Origin of the sequence: Caballeronia sp. LZ024 (genome assembly GCF_031451455.1) — a bacterium.
In the GTDB taxonomy this organism is placed as follows: domain Bacteria; phylum Pseudomonadota; class Gammaproteobacteria; order Burkholderiales; family Burkholderiaceae; genus Caballeronia; species Caballeronia telluris.
Genome location: NZ_JARUXL010000004.1, coordinates 104,241 through 119,913, shown reverse-complemented (window position 1 = coordinate 119,913; position 15,673 = coordinate 104,241). Strand labels below are relative to the sequence as shown.

At 67.3% G+C, this 15,673-nt stretch carries 14 protein-coding genes; 12 read left to right on the top strand and 2 right to left on the bottom strand.

The features are described 5' to 3' along the window. Positions 1 to 76: 76 nt before the first annotated feature. The 6 genes from QCE48_RS22730 to QCE48_RS22705 all read left to right on the top strand — a co-directional run bounded on the left by QCE48_RS22730 (position 77) and on the right by QCE48_RS22705 (position 6,332). Complete coding sequence (locus QCE48_RS22730; protein WP_309782303.1) at positions 77 to 877, top strand: transporter substrate-binding domain-containing protein; 801 nt, start codon at positions 77 to 79, stop codon at positions 875 to 877. A gap of 221 nt (positions 878 to 1,098) precedes the next feature. Then, positions 1,099 to 1,392, top strand: a complete 294-nt coding sequence (locus QCE48_RS22725; protein ID WP_309782301.1) for a DUF4148 domain-containing protein — start codon at positions 1,099 to 1,101, stop codon at positions 1,390 to 1,392. Between the two features lie 352 nt (positions 1,393 to 1,744). Then, a complete protein-coding gene (locus QCE48_RS22720; RefSeq protein WP_309782299.1) occupies positions 1,745 to 2,437 on the top strand; it encodes a 2Fe-2S iron-sulfur cluster-binding protein in 693 nt (230 codons plus the stop codon). Positions 2,438 to 2,445: 8 nt separating this feature from the next. Further along, on the top strand, positions 2,446 to 3,444 hold the full coding sequence (locus QCE48_RS22715) for a xanthine dehydrogenase family protein subunit M (RefSeq protein ID WP_309782298.1): 999 nt from the start codon (positions 2,446 to 2,448) through the stop codon (positions 3,442 to 3,444). After that, positions 3,441 to 5,663 carry a xanthine dehydrogenase family protein molybdopterin-binding subunit gene (locus tag QCE48_RS22710; protein ID WP_309782297.1) on the top strand — a complete coding sequence of 741 codons (2,223 nt, stop codon included), beginning with the start codon at positions 3,441 to 3,443 and terminating at the stop codon, positions 5,661 to 5,663. The genes QCE48_RS22715 and QCE48_RS22710 overlap by 4 nt, the downstream gene beginning before the upstream one ends. Before the next feature lie 81 nt (positions 5,664 to 5,744). Continuing rightward, complete coding sequence (locus tag QCE48_RS22705) at positions 5,745 to 6,332, top strand: nucleotidyltransferase family protein (protein WP_309782295.1); 588 nt, start codon at positions 5,745 to 5,747, stop codon at positions 6,330 to 6,332. Between the two features lie 4 nt (positions 6,333 to 6,336). Here the strand turns inward: QCE48_RS22705 and QCE48_RS22700 are convergent, their stop codons facing one another. Next, the gene (locus tag QCE48_RS22700; protein WP_309782293.1) at positions 6,337 to 7,044 is read right to left on the bottom strand and encodes a glycosyltransferase; all 708 of its coding nucleotides are present in this window, start codon (positions 7,042 to 7,044) and stop codon (positions 6,337 to 6,339) included. A 234-nt stretch (positions 7,045 to 7,278) separates the two neighbouring features. On the opposite strand from QCE48_RS22700, the gene QCE48_RS22695 reads away from it, so the two are divergent. From QCE48_RS22695 to QCE48_RS22670, 6 genes are all read left to right on the top strand, one after another. Further along, entirely contained in the window at positions 7,279 to 8,745 is a 1,467-nt protein-coding gene (locus tag QCE48_RS22695) for a UdgX family uracil-DNA binding protein (protein WP_309782292.1), read from the top strand. 107 nt (positions 8,746 to 8,852) lie between these two features. After that, a complete protein-coding gene (locus QCE48_RS22690) occupies positions 8,853 to 9,347 on the top strand; it encodes a hypothetical protein (protein ID WP_309782291.1) in 495 nt (164 codons plus the stop codon). Between the two features lie 155 nt (positions 9,348 to 9,502). Next, positions 9,503 to 11,806, top strand: coding sequence for an FdhF/YdeP family oxidoreductase (locus QCE48_RS22685; protein WP_309782290.1), 2,304 nt, complete (start codon positions 9,503 to 9,505; stop codon positions 11,804 to 11,806). Between the two features lie 120 nt (positions 11,807 to 11,926). Further along, positions 11,927 to 12,517, top strand: coding sequence for a glycosyltransferase family 9 protein (locus QCE48_RS22680; protein WP_309782289.1), 591 nt, complete (start codon positions 11,927 to 11,929; stop codon positions 12,515 to 12,517). Positions 12,518 to 12,556: 39 nt separating this feature from the next. Next, positions 12,557 to 12,709, top strand: coding sequence for a hypothetical protein (locus tag QCE48_RS22675; protein ID WP_165829924.1), 153 nt, complete (start codon positions 12,557 to 12,559; stop codon positions 12,707 to 12,709). 160 nt (positions 12,710 to 12,869) lie between these two features. Further along, the gene (locus QCE48_RS22670; protein WP_309783761.1) at positions 12,870 to 14,411 is read left to right on the top strand and encodes a methyl-accepting chemotaxis protein; all 1,542 of its coding nucleotides are present in this window, start codon (positions 12,870 to 12,872) and stop codon (positions 14,409 to 14,411) included. Between the two features lie 61 nt (positions 14,412 to 14,472). On the opposite strand, the gene QCE48_RS22665 is transcribed toward QCE48_RS22670, so the two are convergent. Continuing rightward, the gene (locus tag QCE48_RS22665; RefSeq protein WP_309782287.1) at positions 14,473 to 15,663 is read right to left on the bottom strand and encodes a M20 aminoacylase family protein; all 1,191 of its coding nucleotides are present in this window, start codon (positions 15,661 to 15,663) and stop codon (positions 14,473 to 14,475) included. Positions 15,664 to 15,673 lie beyond the last annotated feature (10 nt).

Genomic DNA, 15,673 nt, shown 5'->3' with positions numbered 1-15,673 from the left:
ATTCGATTGTGACGCGATTTTTGCGTGCCTAGAGTGCATCGACCTTCCCTTCTTGCTCACACTTCAGGTCTTCACCATGACGAAACGCGTTTCCCGCCTCGCCGCCCAGTTGTGCGCGACGCTCGCCCTTGCCACCTCGTTCGCCGCGTTCACGTCGCCCGCTCACGCCGACGCGCTCGATACGATCCAGAAGAACGGCGTCGTGCGAATCGGCGTGTTCATGGACTATCCGCCGTTCGGCTCGATCGGACCGGACATGAAGCCGCAAGGCTACGACATCGAAATGGCCGACTACCTCGGCCGCGCGCTGAAGGCGAAGGTCGAACTGGTGGCGATCACGGGCGAAAACCGCATGGCGTATCTCGCGACGCACAAGGCCGACATGCTGCTCTCCGTCGGCCAGACGCCCGAGCGCGAGAAGATCCTCGATTTTTCGCGGCCCTATGCGCCCTATTACCTCGCGGTGTTCGGGCCGAAGTCGCTGCCGGTGAAGAGCACGGCCGATCTCGCGGGCAAGACGATCGCGGTCGCGCGCGGCACGCTGGAGGACCTGAGCGTGAGCAAGGTCGCGCCGCCGAGCGCGACGATCAAGCGCTTCGACGATCCGAACGGCGCGATTTCCGCGTTTTTGTCGGGACAGGCGCAACTGATGGTGGTCGGCAACGACGTCGGCGCGACGATCATCGCGCGCAATCCGCCGATCCAGCCGGAGCAGAAGTTCTCGCTGTTCAGCTCGCCGGATCACGTCGGGTTGAACAAGAACGAGCCACGCCTGCTGAAGGAAGTCGATGCGGCCATCGCGCAGGCGAAGAAGGACGGCACGCTGAACACGCTGTCGACGAAATGGCTGAAGGCGCCCTATCCGGCGGCTCTTTGAGTTCTACCGGCGTGTAAACAATCTAGTACGGGGCGCGGGTCGCCCCGTTTTTCTGTGGCCCTTCTGCTCGACCCAGTTGATCCTCGATGCTTCGGATCGCCAGCCATTCGCGGATGCCGATGGCATTGACCGTTAGTTGCAATATTAGACACATCCGTTTGTCCTTTAGGCGCGTATAACGAAGGAGCGACGACCCTCGCCGCCATCGAAGGAGGACGATCATGAAGTTGACGACATGGCTCACGGTCTGCGTGCTCGCCGCCGGTTCGACGGCCGCAGCCGCACAGAACCAGGACCCGAAGCGCTACGCCCAGATGAACACTTACGAGGACATGGTCGGCACACCGGCGACCGGCGGCACGGCGACCGCCAACGCTCCGGCCACCCGTGCGCAGGTTCGCGCCGACCTCGCGCGCGCCCGCTCCGACGGCACCATTCCGCGCTACGGCAATCCCGATCCATACGGACCGGCGCGCATGGCGCGCGGTGCGCCTGTGTACCGTCAGATGAACTAACCGACGAGAATGACGCGAACCTGACGCGCAGCAAACCGCCGCCCGGCAACAGACCAACAACAGCCGGTCGCGCCACTTTCGCCGCCGACATGCGAATCCTTCGCCCGTTGTGCGAATTTACCGCTCGATGCAGCATTTACCTGCGAACAAATAGTCGCGGTCGACGCGCACGCTGCATGCGCGCGCATGGCATCGGACTTGCTCGCTGCCGTAAGTCGCGGCGCGCCCGTCTCCAAGGCGCGCCGCATCAGCGCCGCCATCAGCCAGCGCGCCCGACGCACGCTCCGCATTCGCGCCCGACGAGCCAGCCAGCGCAGCGCCCATTCGACCGAGCGAGGAGCGTCGTATCGCCATGTCCGACAGCAAAGAGAAGAATCCCCCACGCAACGAAGAGCACGCGCAGAAACCGTCCCGCCGACGTTTTCTGCAATCCGCGGCCGCGACGGTAGCCGTCAGCGCCGCGCCGCTCGCGCGCGCCCAGCAGCAGGCGGCCGCGACGCCAGCGGTCGCGCCCCCGCCCGCCGCCGCGCCACTGATGCCGGTGCATCTCACGATCAACGGCCGTCCTTACGCGCTGCAGCTCGAAGCGCGCACGACGCTCCTCGACGCCCTGCGCGAATACGCCGGCCTCACCGGCACGAAAAAAGGCTGCGACCGCGGCCAGTGCGGCGCGTGCACGGTCATCGCAAACGGCAAGCGGATCAACTCGTGCCTGACGCTCGCGGTGATGCACGGCGGCGAATCGGTGACGACGGTCGAAGGCCTCGCATCCGGCGAGAACCTGAGCGCCGTCCAGCGCGCCTTCATCGAACACGACGCGTTCCAGTGCGGCTTCTGCACGCCCGGGCAGTTGTGTTCGGCAACCGCTCTCCTCGACGAATACCGCGCGGGCGATGCGAGCGCGGTGACCGCGAACGTCCGCGCGCGTCCGCCGCAGCTTTCCGCCGACGAAATCCGCGAGCGCATGAGCGGCAACCTCTGCCGCTGCGGCGCGTACACCAACATCGTCGCGGCGGTGTCGGCCGTGGCGTCGAACAAAGCCTAGGAGACGACATGGACGCGATCTCCTACGAACGCGCGCCCGACGCGGCCGCGGCAATCCGCTCGGCGAGCCAGCCGGGCGTCGTGTTTATCGGCGGCGGGACCAACCTGCTCGACCTGATGAAAGGCGGCGTCGCGCGGCCGGTGAAGCTCGTCGACATCACGCATATCGACGGCCTGGACCGCATCACGCCGCTGCCCGACGGCGGACTGCGCATCGGCGCGCTCGCCCGCAACAGCGACGCCGCCAACCACGCGTGGGTGCGCGAGCGCTATCCGCTGCTTTCGCAGGCGTTTCTGGCGGGCGCGTCGGCGCAACTGCGCAACATGGCGACGGTCGGCGGCAACCTGATGCAGCGCACGCGCTGCTATTACTTCTACGACACCGGCTTTCCCCAGTGCAACAAGCGCACGCCGGGCAGCGGCTGCGCGGCGCTGGAAGGCAACAACCGCATCCACGCGATCCTCGGCGCGAGCGCGCAGTGCATCGCGACCAATCCGTCCGACATGAGCGTCGCGCTCGCGGCGCTCGAAGCTGTCGTGCGCGTGTCCGGTCCGCGAGGCGAGCGCGCGATTCCGATCGCCGAATTCCATCGTCTGCCGGGCGAGCGGCCCGATCTCGACACGACGCTGCAAGCGGGCGAACTCATCACCGCCGTCGATTTGCCGCCGCCGCGCTTCGCGCAGCACGCGAAGTACCTGAAAGTACGCGACCGCGCGAGCTACGCGTTCGCGCTGGTTTCCGTCGCGGCCGCGCTCGACATGGAAGGCGACACCGTGAAGACGGCGCGCATCGCGCTCGGCGGCGTCGCGCACAAGCCGTGGCGCGCGAGCGAGACGGAACAGATGCTCGCCGGCAAGCCGCTCTCGCGCGCGACGCTGCACAGCGCGGCCGCGCTCGCGGTGCGCGAGGCGAAGCCGTATCGCGACAACGCGTTCAAGGTCGAACTCGCGCAGCGGGCGATCGTGCGCGCGGTCGAACAAGCCGCAGCGCAAGGAGGTGCAGCATGAGCGTCATCGGAAAACCGCTCGACCGCACCGACGGCGTGCTGAAAGTCACCGGCCAGGCACGCTATTCGGCCGACAACCCCGAATCAATGCTCGCGCACGCGGTCATCGTGACGAGCACGATCGCGAAAGGCCGGATCGCGTCGATCCAGACCGCGGGGGCGGAGGCGCTGCCCGGCGTGCTGCTCGTCATGACCTACCAGACGGCGATGCGCCTGCCGAACGGCGGCAATCCCGACGCGCAACCGCCCGCCGTGCGCAAGCTCACGCTCTTGCAGACCAACGAGGTGCGCTACAGCGGCGAGCCGGTGGCGGTGGTGGTCGCGGATACGCTGGAACGCGCCGTCGATGCCGCGCGCCAGGTGCAGGTGCGCTACGAAGCCGCCGCGCCGAACGCGGATTTCCAGCGCGCGAAGGCGTCGGCCTATCCGCCGCAGAAGATGAACAACCGTCCGGTGAACACCGCGCGCGGCGACGCCGAAGCCGGTTTGCGGCAAGGTCCGACGCGGCTGGACGCCGTCTATACGACGCCCTACGAACATCACAATCCGATGGAGCCGCACGCGACGCTCGCGCGCTGGGACGGCCCGAATCTCACGCTCTACGACGCCACGCAAGGCGTGTCGGGCGCGAAGGGCGCGGTGTCAAAGATCCTTGGCATTCCCGAAGCGAACGTGCGCGTGATCTGCCCGTTCGTCGGCGGCGGGTTCGGCTGCAAGGGCTCGGTGTGGTCGCACGTCGTGCTCGCCGCGATGGCCGCGAAGCAGACCGGGCGCCCCGTGCGGCTCGTGCTCGAACGTCCGCAGATGTGGGGCATCATTGGCAACCGGCCGTTCACCGAGCAGCGCATCCAGGTGGCCGCGCGCGAGGACGGCACGCTCACCGGCATGCGCCACGACGTCATCTCGACCACCTCGACCTTCGAAGATTGGACCGAAACCTCGGCGATCGTCACGCGGATGATGTACGCGGTGCCGAACCAATCGACGTCGCACAAGCTCGTCAAGCTCGACATCGGCACGCCGACTTTCACGCGCGCGCCCGGCGAGACGAGCGGCTCGTTCGCGCTCGAATCCGCGATGGACGAGATGGCGTATCAGCTGCGCATGGACCCGCTCGCGTTTCGACTGAAGAACTACGCGGAAAACGAGCCGCAGGAAAAGAAGCCGTGGTCGAGCAAGGCGTTGCGTGAGTGCTACGAGACGGGCGCCGGGAAGTTCGGCTGGGCGCGGCGCAACCCCAAGCCGCGTTCGATGCGCGACGGCCACACGCTGATCGGCATGGGCGTCGCCAGCGCGACCTATCCGGCGAACCGCAGCGAGGCGTCCGCGATCGCGCGCATCCTGCCCGACGGCACCGCGATGGTCGCCTCCGGCACGCAGGATCTCGGCACCGGCACCTACACGATCATGACGCAGGTCGCCGCCGACTCGCTCGGCTTCGCGCCCGAGAACGTGCGCTTCGCGCTCGGCGATTCGTCGTTGCCGAAGGCGCCGGTGTCGGGAGGATCGCAGTCGGCCGCGAGCGTGTCGCCGGCGGTGCAGGCGGCGGCGACGCAGGCCCGCGACCAGTTGATCGCGATGGCGCTCGCGGATGCCGGCTCGCCGCTCGCGGGCGCGCCGCGCGACGACGTGACGGTCGACAACGGCTGGGTCGTCAGCCGCTCGACGCCTTCGAAGCGCGATCCGGCGGCGGCGGTCATCGCGCGCAACGGCGGCCGGCCGATCGAGGCGACGGCGACCGTCAAGCCGGGCAGCGAGAAACAGCAGTATTCGTTTCACTCGTTCGGCGCGGTGTTCGCGGAAGTGCACGTCGACGAAGACCTCGGCACGATCCGCGTGGCGCGCATCGTCGGCGTGTACGACGTCGGCACGCTGCTCAACGCGAAGACGGCGCACAGCCAGTTGATGGGCGGCATCGTGTGGGGGATTGGCTCGGCGCTGCTGGAAAAAAGCGATCTCGACGCGCGCTACGGCCGCTATACGAACGCGAACCTCGCCGAATATCACGTGCCGGTGAATGCCGATATCGGCGAACTCGACATCTCGTTCGTCGGGCCGCCCGATCCGCACATCAATCCGCTCGGCGCGCGGGGGATCGGCGAGATCGGGATCACGGGCGTGTCGGGGGCGATCGCGAACGCGGTCTATCACGCGACCGGCGTGCGCGTGCGCGATCTGCCCGTGACGCTCGACAAAGTCTTGCCGAAGCCGACGGTGTAACCGCAAGGGGGCGCGCGCCCCCTTGCGAGGCCCTTCGACGCACTGCACAATCGACGCATCCTTCCACGCGGACGACCGGCCATGACTTATTCATCGAATGCGACCGGCATCCTGCTCGCCGCCGGTCTCGGCACGCGCTTCGATCCGTCCGGCATCCAGAACAAGTTGCTCGCGCCGCTTCCCGACGGCACGCCGGTCGTGTTCCAGTCCGCGCGGCGCCTGCTTTCGGTGGTCGAACGGGTGGTCGCGGTGGTGCGGCCCGGCGCGGAAAAACTCGCCGATGTCCTCAACGATGCCGGCTGCGCCGTAATCTTCGTGATCGATGCCGAACGCGGCATGGGCGCGACGCTCGCGGCCGGCGTCAGGGCGCGATCCGACTCGGAAGGCTGGATCGTCGCGCTCGGCGACATGCCGTGGATCGCGCCGCGGACGATCGAAGCCGTCGCGCGCGCGCTCGATGGCGGGACGACGCTGGTCGCGCCGTATCATCGCGGCGAGCGCGGGCATCCGGTCGGTTTTGGCCGCGCGCACCGCGAGGCGCTGAGTACGCTCGACGGCGACGCGGGCGCGCGCTCGCTGCTTGCGCTCAATCCGGTGCGTCGGATCGACGTCGACGATCCGAACATCCTGCGGGACGTGGATGTGCCCGGCGATTTGTCGGCAAGCTGAAGACCTAAGCCGCCAGCACCCCCGAACCATCCACGACCGGCGCGGCCCCCGCCCCGAAATACCGCCGGCCGACTTCCACCAGCGTCGCGCCGAAGCCCTTTTTCGCCCGGAAATCCGTGCGTGCGCTCGTGACCACGCGCGGCGCCGCGCTCCATTCGATGCACGCCCCGCTCGCGATCAGCGCCTCCACCAGCGCGACATCCTCGCTCGATTCCAGCGGCGGAAATCCGCCCGCGCGCACATACGCATGCGCCGACACGCCGAGATTCGCGCCGTGAATATGCCGATGCCCATCCGCGTCGGTATAGGTCTTGCCGAAATGCTCGCGCACCGCGGCGATATGCGGCGACCAGTCGTGCACGCCGATCACGCCGCACACCGCATCGGCGCAGCAATCGAGCTGCTGCACGAGCCAGTCGTCCGCGACGATGCTGTCGGCGTCGGTGAACGCGAGCCAGCGCGCGCCGAGCGCGAGCGCCCGCTCGGCCCCGTGCGCCCGCGCGATGCCGACGTTGCGCGCGTCGATCTGCGTCACGTCCGCGCCGAGCGACCCGGCGATGGCGCCCGTGTCGTCGGTGCAGGCATCGAGCACGACGATCACGCGCACTTCCTCCCCGAGCAATTGATGGTGATTCGCAGCGCGCCGTGCGCTTGTCACGCATTCCCCGATGTGCGACGCCTCGTCGTGGGCCGGAATAATGATGCCGAGCATTGTTGACTCCGTTCGTATGGTCCGGCGAGCCGCCCCGGCGGCCGCGATGCACGGCTTACAGCAAAGGCCATTCCCACTGTTTCCTGTCGCAAAATAGTCGGGACGGTGTGCGGACAAAAGCGTCAACGGGGCCGGATCCCTCTCAAAAAAGTTGCGGCGACGGCGCTGGCATCGCTAGAATAACTGTATGCATATACAGTACTTCAATCCGGTCAACCCGCCTGTGACCTGCCGATGAACAGCGTCGTCATCGAACCTTCGTTTGCCTCCTGGCGCAGCGCCGCGCGCGATCTGCTCGCGCGCGGCGTGTCGCCGGAGGGGCTGCTGTGGCGGGAGGCGTCGGCATCGGCGACGGTGTTCGGCACGCTCGACGAATCCGCCGAACCGGGCGCGCCGCCGCCCGTGAAGATCGCGCGCGGCTTTCTGGAGCGGCTGGAGACGGCCGCGTGCTGTCGCGTGCGCGACCGCTGGCCGTTCCTCTACAAGGTGCTCTGGCGCTGGACGCAGGGCGATCGCGCGGTCGTTTCCCCCGACGATCCCGACGGCCGGCGTTTCAACCGGATGATCGAAGACGTGCGCGCCGAAGAAGAGCGCATGCACAAGTTCCTGCGCTTCCGGCATCGCGATCCGTCGCTCGGGCCGCCCGAGTTCATCAGCTGGTTCGAGCCGGTGCACGACCTGCTGGAGCACGCCGCGCTCGATTTCGCGACGCGCATGGGCAGCGCCACCTGGATGATCGCGACCCCGCACGGCGCGGCGTTCTGGGACGGCGCCCTCTTGCGCGTCGACCGCACGAGCGAGCCGGAGCCGAAACCGACCGAACTGGCGTCGCCGGGCGAGGCGGTCAGCGGCGACGCGATCGAAGCGCTCTGGCTCGCGTACTACGAAAGCACGTTCGCGCCGGCCGTCGCGCACGCGGCGGAAATGGCGTCGCACATGCCGGTGCGCTACTGGAAGAGCCGCCCGGACGCGAAAAGCGATCCCACGCTGATCGCGCGCGCCGATCCCGTCGCGCGCCGCGATCGCCGCGCGCGCAACGTGCCGCCGGAGATGGAAGTCGCGATCGACATGGAGCCGCTCGACGGGCCGTCGCTGAAAACGAAGCCCGCCTCGCTCGACGGCTGCAAGCGCTGCGCGCTCTGGCGCAACGCGACGCAGCCGGTGCCGGGCGCCGGTCCCGCCGATGCGCGCATCATGCTGGTCGGCGAGCAGCCAGGCGATCAGGAGGATTTGGCGGGCCGGCCGTTCGTCGGGCCGGCGGGCAAGCTGCTCGATCAGGCGATCGAGGAAGCGGGGCTTGTCCGCGAGTCGCTTTATCTGACCAACGCGCTCAAGCACTTCAAATGGGAATCGCAGGGCAAGGAGCGCCTGCCGCAGCAGCCCGCGCAGCGCGAGCGCGAAGCCTGCCGCTACTGGCTCGACGAAGAACTGACGCGGATCGCGCCGAAGGTCGTCGTCGCGCTCGGGGCGACGGCGCTCAAGTCGCTGACGGGCCATCGCACGGCGCTCTCGGAGTATCTCGGCAAGACGATCGAGCATCGCGGACGGCTCATCGTGCCGACCTATCATCCGACCTACGCGCTGCGCGTGATGGACCCGAAGATGCGCGACGAAGTGCTCGGGACGATCGTCGAGGCGCTCGTGTTCGCGAACCAGATCGCCGAAGGGACGGCCAGCGTGAGGACGCCTTTCAAGGCGTGAGTTTTTCCGGATGCTTCAGGTGCAACAGGACGTAACCCGCGTCAACGTTCCTGTAAGCGAGGCGTTAATACGATCGTTACCGTCCGCTACCGAGGCATACCGCTCACATGGCCGCCCTTCCGTTCTCCGAACTCCGTCAACAGAAACCTCGCGCCGCGCTCGTGCCGAAATCGGCGGGACAGCTTCGCGCCGAACGCGACCGCATCGTCGCGCGCACCGGTTTCCTGCTCAACGCGACGATCGCGCTGGCGCTCGCCGGCCTCGCCGTGATCCTGTGGCTGCCGTTCTCGCCGGTGCCGGGCGATTTCCGCTTCGGCGCGCAGGAAGTGCTGGGCGTCGCGGTGTTCGCCGGGTGCCTGTTCGTGCTCCACGAGCGCGCGGAACTGATGCTCAAGCTCTACAACTTCGAACCCGTCGAGCAGACGACGCAAGGCGAACTGCGCGCGCTGTTGCATCGCGTGCCGGAGGGCGCGTCGTATCAGAGCGCGCTCGCCGCCGACAACCGGACCTTCGTGACCGGCGAAATCGACGCGATCCGTGAGCGCGCCGAAGCGTTCGTGCCGAAGATGTTGCCGGTGGACGAGGGGAATGGGGAGACCTGAGCGCCGAATCGGACGCCACCTTTCACCCATTGAAAGCCGCCGCCCTGCTCCTGAGGGCCGGCGGCTTTCGTTTTCCTGACCGCCGCGTGCGCCGTCCGGCGAGCCTGTTTATTGCTAATCCACGAATAACCTGCATCCACGTGGAGAAAACCGCAATGAGCAAGCTCCCGCGCATCGAGAAGTACAGTCATCCGGCCGGCGGCTGGGGCTCCGCGAAAGCGGTCGCGTCGATCCTGCTGAAGGAGCACGTCGCCGTGAACGGCTCGCGCATCCTGATGCATCAGAACAAGCCCGACGGCTTCGCATGCGTCAGTTGCTCGTGGGCCAAGCCCGCCGATCCCCATCTCTTCGAGTTCTGCGAAAACGGCGCGAAGGCGACCGCCTGGGAAGTGACGAGCAAGCGCGTGACGCCTGAATTCTTCCAGCATCACACGCTCGCCGCGCTCGAAGCCTGGACCGACTTCGAACTCGAATCGCAAGGGCGTCTCACCGAACCGATGCGCTACGACGCCGCCACCGACCGCTATCTGCCGATCCCGTGGCAGCGGGCCTTCGACGAAATCGGCGCGCAGTTGCGCGGCTTCGATCCGAAGCGCGTCGTGTTCTACACATCGGGGCGCGCGTCGCTCGAAACGTCGTACATGTACCAGCTCTTCGCGCGCATGTACGGCACCAACAACCTGCCGGACAGCTCGAACATGTGTCACGAGAGCACGTCGGTGGCGCTGCCGGAGACGATCGGCGTGCCGGTCGGCACCGTCACGCTCGACGACTTCCAGCATACCGACTGCTTTTTCTTCTTCGGCCACAACACCGGCACCAACGCGCCGCGCATGCTGCATCCGCTCCAGGACGCGCGCGAACGCCACGCGCGTATCGTCACGTTCAATCCGATCAAGGAGCGCGGGCTCGTGTCGTTCGCGAATCCGCAGTCACCCGGACAGATGCTGACGCCCGACGAAACCTGTATCAGCACGCAATACCATCAGGTGAAAATCGGCGGCGACATCGCGGCCGTCACCGGCATCTGCAAGGCGCTGATCGACGCCGACGACCGCGCGCAACAAGAAGGCGCGCCGCGCGTGCTCGACGCCGCGTTCATCGCGGAACACACGCACGGCTTCGACACCTTCGCCGACGCGATGCGCGCCGCGAACTGGCGCGACATCGAAGTGGAAAGCGGCCTCACGCGCTCCGCGCTCGAAGCCGCCGCCACCGAATACGCGAAGTCGAAAGCCGTCATGATCCTATACGGTATGGGCATCACGCAGCATCGCGAAGGCGTGCTCGCCGTGCAGATGCTCACCAACCTGATGCTGCTCGGCGGCAACATCGGCAAGCCGGGCGCGGGCATCTGCCCGATTCGCGGACACTCGAACGTGCAGGGACAGCGCACGGTCGGCATCACGGAAAAGCCGTCGCTCGTGCCGCTCGACAAGCTCGCCGAGATGTACCGTTTCGACCCGCCGCGCGACGAAGGCATGAGCACCGTCGATGCGTGCGAAGGCGTGCGCGACGGCACCGTCGATGCGTTCATCGGCCTCGGCGGCAACTTCGCGCGCGCGACGCCCGACCACGGCGTACTCGAACCCGCGTGGAGGAAGCTGCCGCTCACTGTGCAGATCGCGACGCACCTGAACCGCAGCCATCTGCTGCACGGGCGCGCGGCGTACCTGCTGCCGTGTCTCGGGCGCATCGAAGTCGACCAGCAGGCAAGCGGCGCGCAGATCGTCACCGTCGAGGACAGCACCGCCTGCATCCACGCGTCGCGCGGTTTCGCCGCGCCCGCGAGCGAGCATTTGCTGTCGGAGCCGGCGATCGTCGCGGGACTCGCGAAGGCGACGCTCACGCCGCAAAGCGGTTCGGTCGACTGGGACGCGTGGCTGGGCGACTATTCGCTCGTGCGCGATGCCATCGAGCGCACTTATCCCGATCAGTTCAAGGACTTCAACCAGCGCATGTCGCAGCCGGGCGGCTTTCACCGGCCGCTCGCCGCGTCCCGGCGCGAATGGAAGACGAAGACCGGCAAGGCGAATTTCATCACGCCGCCGGACACGAGTGAGGACCCCGACATGTCGTTCGACGGCGAGCGCACGCTGCGCCTCATGAGCACGCGCGGCGATAGCCAGTTCAACACGACGGTTTATTCCCTTGACGATCGCTTTCGCGGTGTCTTCAATACCCGACAGGTGTTGCTGATGAATCGCGACGACATGACGCGCCTCGGCCTGACGGAAGACGAAGCCGTGACGGTCGAGACGGTCTCGAACGACGGCGTCGAACGAAAGGTCGACGGCTTGCGGGTTCACGCGTTCGACATCCCGGCGGGCTGTGCGATGAGCTACTACCCGGAGTGCAATCCGCTGATTCCGCTCGCGCATCACGCGAAGCGCGCCAAGGTGCCGGCGGGCAAGGCGGTCCCGGTGACTGTCCGGGCGATGGCGCGGTCGTCATCGTAGTCAGACGCCCGCGCGCTCGAAACAGGCGCGGGCACGACACGTGCTGAGGCAATCGGCTGCCCGAGGCGACGCGCGACGTCCCCGGGCGGTCCCAACCGTCACTCCAGAGCAGGAGCCACGATGCGATCCCGTTCCCTCAACGCGCTGTCCGACAATCTCGCCCTGATGCCCGACGCCCCCGCCGCCCCCCGCGCCAGCGCGCCCCCGCCCGCGCGGCCCGATGCCGATTACGACGAACTCGTGACGTTCCACGGCCTCGAGCGACAGCGGCTCGTCCTGATTCATCCGGGCAGTCACGGCGCCACGCCCGCGTGGCCCGTCGAGCGCTATGCGGAAGTCGCGGACCAGCTCGGCGCCGACGGCTGGCAGATCGCGATCGTCGGCGATGCGCTCGAACCCGAGCGCACCGGCGCCGTGCTCGGCGCGATGCAGACGGCGGCGCTCTTTCTGGCCGGCACGATGTCGCCGGAAACGCTGACGCGGCTGATCGGCGATGCGCGCCTCGTCCTCTCCGACGACGCCGCGACGCCCTCGCCCGTGGCGGCGGCACGCGCGCTCGGCACGCCGCTGATCGCGCTGGAGGAACATCACGGCGACGCGACGAGCGAAGCGGTCGCGATCGAAGCCCGCGCCGCGCTCGCGCGCGAGGACAGCGCGCATCCGGGCGACCCTTTCACGCTGCACACCCCGGCGCTGCACGACGCGGCCTAGCGCCGGCCAGCGCCTTTCCCACCCAACGAGTGCGAGACCATGAACTTCGAGATGCAGACTACGCCCGTTCCGGACCCTATCGCCGATCCGAACCGCGACCCTGAAGCCGATCCGCTCACGCCGCCTTCGCCCGGCCATCGCCCGGACGAGCCGCAGCACCCGGACGCCCCGCCCGACAAGGATCCGATCTAGCCGCGCGATGTAGCGCCGAATCGGACGAAAGAATCTGCCGCAACGCCCGCTAGGGGTTTCCCCGCCCCTACATCCGCGCCGCCGTTTGCCGTAATGCCCTCATGCGCGGCGGCATTTCGCCGCGCCCGGACAATGAGGCGGCTCGCGGAACATGAACAAACTGACGTTGAATCAAAAGCTCGGCTCGATGATCGCCGTGCTGTGGATCGGCCTGATCGCCATCGGGATCATCGGCGCGTGGCAGAACCGCGCGTCGATGATCGAAGACCGGCGCGACCAGTTGACGACGCTGATCGGCCAGGCGCACAGCGTGGCCTCGCATTTCCAGACGCTCGCGGCGAACCGCACGATCACCGAGGACGAAGCGAAGAAGAAGGCCCTCGAAGTGATCGCCTCGATGCGCTACGGCACCGACGGCTATATCTCGATCAACGATTCGCATCCGACCATCGTGATGCATCCGATCAAGTCGGCAATGAACGGCCAGGACGTCTCCAATTTCGCCGATCCGCAAGGCACGAAGCTCTTCGTCGAGATCGTCAAGGCGGGCAATCACGAGAAAGGCGGCTTCGTGAACTACCTCTGGCCGAAGCCGGGCTACGACAAACCGGTCGCAAAGATGAGCTATTCGCAGCGCTTCGCGCCGTGGGACTGGTATCTCGTCACCGGCATGTACATGGACGACGTGCAGGCCGCGTTCTACGCGAGCGCGCTGCGCTGGCTCGGGATCACGGCGCTGCTCGGCGTGCTCGCGACCGTCGCGATGCTGCTGGTGCTGAAGAGCATCAAGCGCAATCTCGGCGGCGATCTGGAACTCGCGGTGAGCGCGGCGCACCGCATCGCGCGCGGCGACCTGACGACGCCGGTCCACGTCCACGAGAAGGACACGTCGAGCCTGCTCTACGCGCTTTCGTCGATGCAAAGCGGCCTGGTCGAGACGGTTTCGCGCGTTCGCAACGGCACGGAAAACATCAACGTCGGCGCGTCGGAAATCGCGGCGGGCAACACGGACCTGTCGCAGCGCACCGAGCAACAAGCCGCCGCGCTGGTCGAAACCGCGTCGAGCATGGACGAGATGACGGCGAACGTGAAACAGAATGCCGACAGCGCCACGCAGGCCGCGCGCCTCGCCGAACAGGCGGCGGACGTCGCGACGCGCGGCAGCAGCGTGGTCGCCGACGTCATCCACACGATGACGCGCATTACCGACAGTTCGAAGCAGATCGGCGATATTATCGGCGTGATCGACGGCATTGCGTTCCAGACGAACATCCTGGCGCTCAACGCGGCGGTCGAAGCGGCGCGCGCCGGCGAACAGGGACGCGGCTTCGCGGTGGTTGCGGCTGAAGTGCGCAGCCTCGCGCAACGTTCGGCGACGGCGGCGAAGGAAATCAAGGCACTGATCGAAACCTCGACGCAGACGGTCGAGGAAGGCGCCTCGCTCGTGACGAACGCCGGCTCGACGATGGGCGAAATCGTGCAGTCGGTGCGCCGCGTCAACGAGATTCTCGACGAGATCAGCCACGCGTCGCGTGAGCAGAGCGCCGGAATCGAGCAGGTGAACCGCGCGGTGGTCGAGATGGATCAGGTCACGCAGCAGAACGCCGCGCTCGTCGAAGAAGCGGCGGCCGCCGCTCACTCGCTGAAGGATCAGGTCGACGTGCTGCGCGACGCGATCGAAAGCTTCTCGCTGCCAGCCTGAGCGCCGCGCGGAACATGCGCATGACGCCTTCGAGCGTTATGCGCATAAAGTTTTATAAAAATTATTGCGCGAGAAACTTTTCGACGAGACGGGTCCAGTAGGCCGCGCCGATCGGCAGGTTGGCATCGTTGAAGTCGTAGTGCGGGTTGTGGACCATGCAGCCGTCCTCGCCCGCGCCGTTGCCGATGCGCAGGAACGAGCCCGGACGCTCGTGCAGCATGAACGCGAAGTCTTCGCTGCCCATCAGGATGTCCGCGTTCGCGACGACGTTCTCCTCCCCGACCAGTTCGCGCGCCACCTGCGTGGCGAATTCGGTCTCCGCGTCCGTGTTCACGACGACCGGATAGCCCTCTTCGTAGGCCACCACGGCCGTCGCGCCGTAGCTCGCGGCCTGCGCCTGCACCAGTTCCGCGATGCGGCGCTTGAGCAGCGCGCGCACTTCTTCGCTGAACGAGCGCACGCTCAGTTCCAGCTTCGCTGAATTCGAGATGACGTTGTTCGCCGTGCCGGCGTGCATCGAGCCGACCGTCACCACGGCCGGCTGCGACGGATCGACATTGCGCGCGACGACCGTCTGCAATGCCATCACGACGCTCGACGCCACCACGACCGGATCGACCGTCAGATGCGGGCGCGCCGCATGGCCGCCGACGCCTTCGATCGTGATCGTCACCTTGTCGCCCGCCGCCATGAACGCGCCCTTGCGGAACAGGAACGTGCCCGGCGGCATGCCCGGATGGTTGTGCACGCCGAATACGGCGTCGCAGGGAAAGCGGTCGAAGAGGCCGTCCGCGATCATCTTCTGCGCGCCGCTCGGCACGCCGTATTCTTCCGCCGGCTGGAAATAGAGATGCACCGTGCCGCTGAAACGCCGCGTGCGCGCGAGGTGGCGGGCGGCGCCGAGCAGCATCGTCGTGTGGCCGTCGTGGCCGCATGCGTGCATCTTGCCGTGGGTCATGCTCGCGTATGGCTTGCCGGTCTGCTCGACGATCGGCAGCGCGTCCATGTCCGCGCGCAGGCCGATGCTGCGCGTGCCCTCGCCCACCTTCAGCGTGCCGACGACGCCCGTCTCGCCGACACCGCGCGTCACCTGCCAGCCCCATTGCTCGAGCTTCTCCGCGACGAGCGCCGCGGTTTGCAGTTCTTCGTAGGCGAGTTCGGGATGCTGGTGGATGTGATGGCGGATGTCGCGCAGCGAGGGGACGTCGTCGGCGAGATCGGCGATTTCGGTGAAGCGGGAAGCGAGAGTCATCGGGGAAACC

Excerpts from the sequence above, each read along its gene's own strand:
- QCE48_RS22730 (WP_309782303.1), top strand. The coding sequence starts at position 77 with ATGACGAAACGCGTTTCCCGCCTCGCCGCCCAGTTGTGCGCGACGCTC.
- QCE48_RS22725 (WP_309782301.1), top strand. The coding sequence starts at position 1,099 with ATGAAGTTGACGACATGGCTCACGGTCTGCGTGCTCGCCGCCGGTTCG.
- QCE48_RS22720 (WP_309782299.1), top strand. The coding sequence starts at position 1,745 with ATGTCCGACAGCAAAGAGAAGAATCCCCCACGCAACGAAGAGCACGCG.
- QCE48_RS22715 (WP_309782298.1), top strand. The coding sequence starts at position 2,446 with ATGGACGCGATCTCCTACGAACGCGCGCCCGACGCGGCCGCGGCAATC.
- QCE48_RS22710 (WP_309782297.1), top strand. The coding sequence starts at position 3,441 with ATGAGCGTCATCGGAAAACCGCTCGACCGCACCGACGGCGTGCTGAAA.
- QCE48_RS22705 (WP_309782295.1), top strand. The coding sequence starts at position 5,745 with ATGACTTATTCATCGAATGCGACCGGCATCCTGCTCGCCGCCGGTCTC.
- QCE48_RS22700 (WP_309782293.1), bottom strand. The coding sequence starts at position 7,044 with ATGCTCGGCATCATTATTCCGGCCCACGACGAGGCGTCGCACATCGGG.
- QCE48_RS22695 (WP_309782292.1), top strand. The coding sequence starts at position 7,279 with ATGAACAGCGTCGTCATCGAACCTTCGTTTGCCTCCTGGCGCAGCGCC.
- QCE48_RS22690 (WP_309782291.1), top strand. The coding sequence starts at position 8,853 with ATGGCCGCCCTTCCGTTCTCCGAACTCCGTCAACAGAAACCTCGCGCC.
- QCE48_RS22685 (WP_309782290.1), top strand. The coding sequence starts at position 9,503 with ATGAGCAAGCTCCCGCGCATCGAGAAGTACAGTCATCCGGCCGGCGGC.
- QCE48_RS22680 (WP_309782289.1), top strand. The coding sequence starts at position 11,927 with ATGCGATCCCGTTCCCTCAACGCGCTGTCCGACAATCTCGCCCTGATG.
- QCE48_RS22675 (WP_165829924.1), top strand. The coding sequence starts at position 12,557 with ATGAACTTCGAGATGCAGACTACGCCCGTTCCGGACCCTATCGCCGAT.
- QCE48_RS22665 (WP_309782287.1), bottom strand. The coding sequence starts at position 15,663 with ATGACTCTCGCTTCCCGCTTCACCGAAATCGCCGATCTCGCCGACGAC.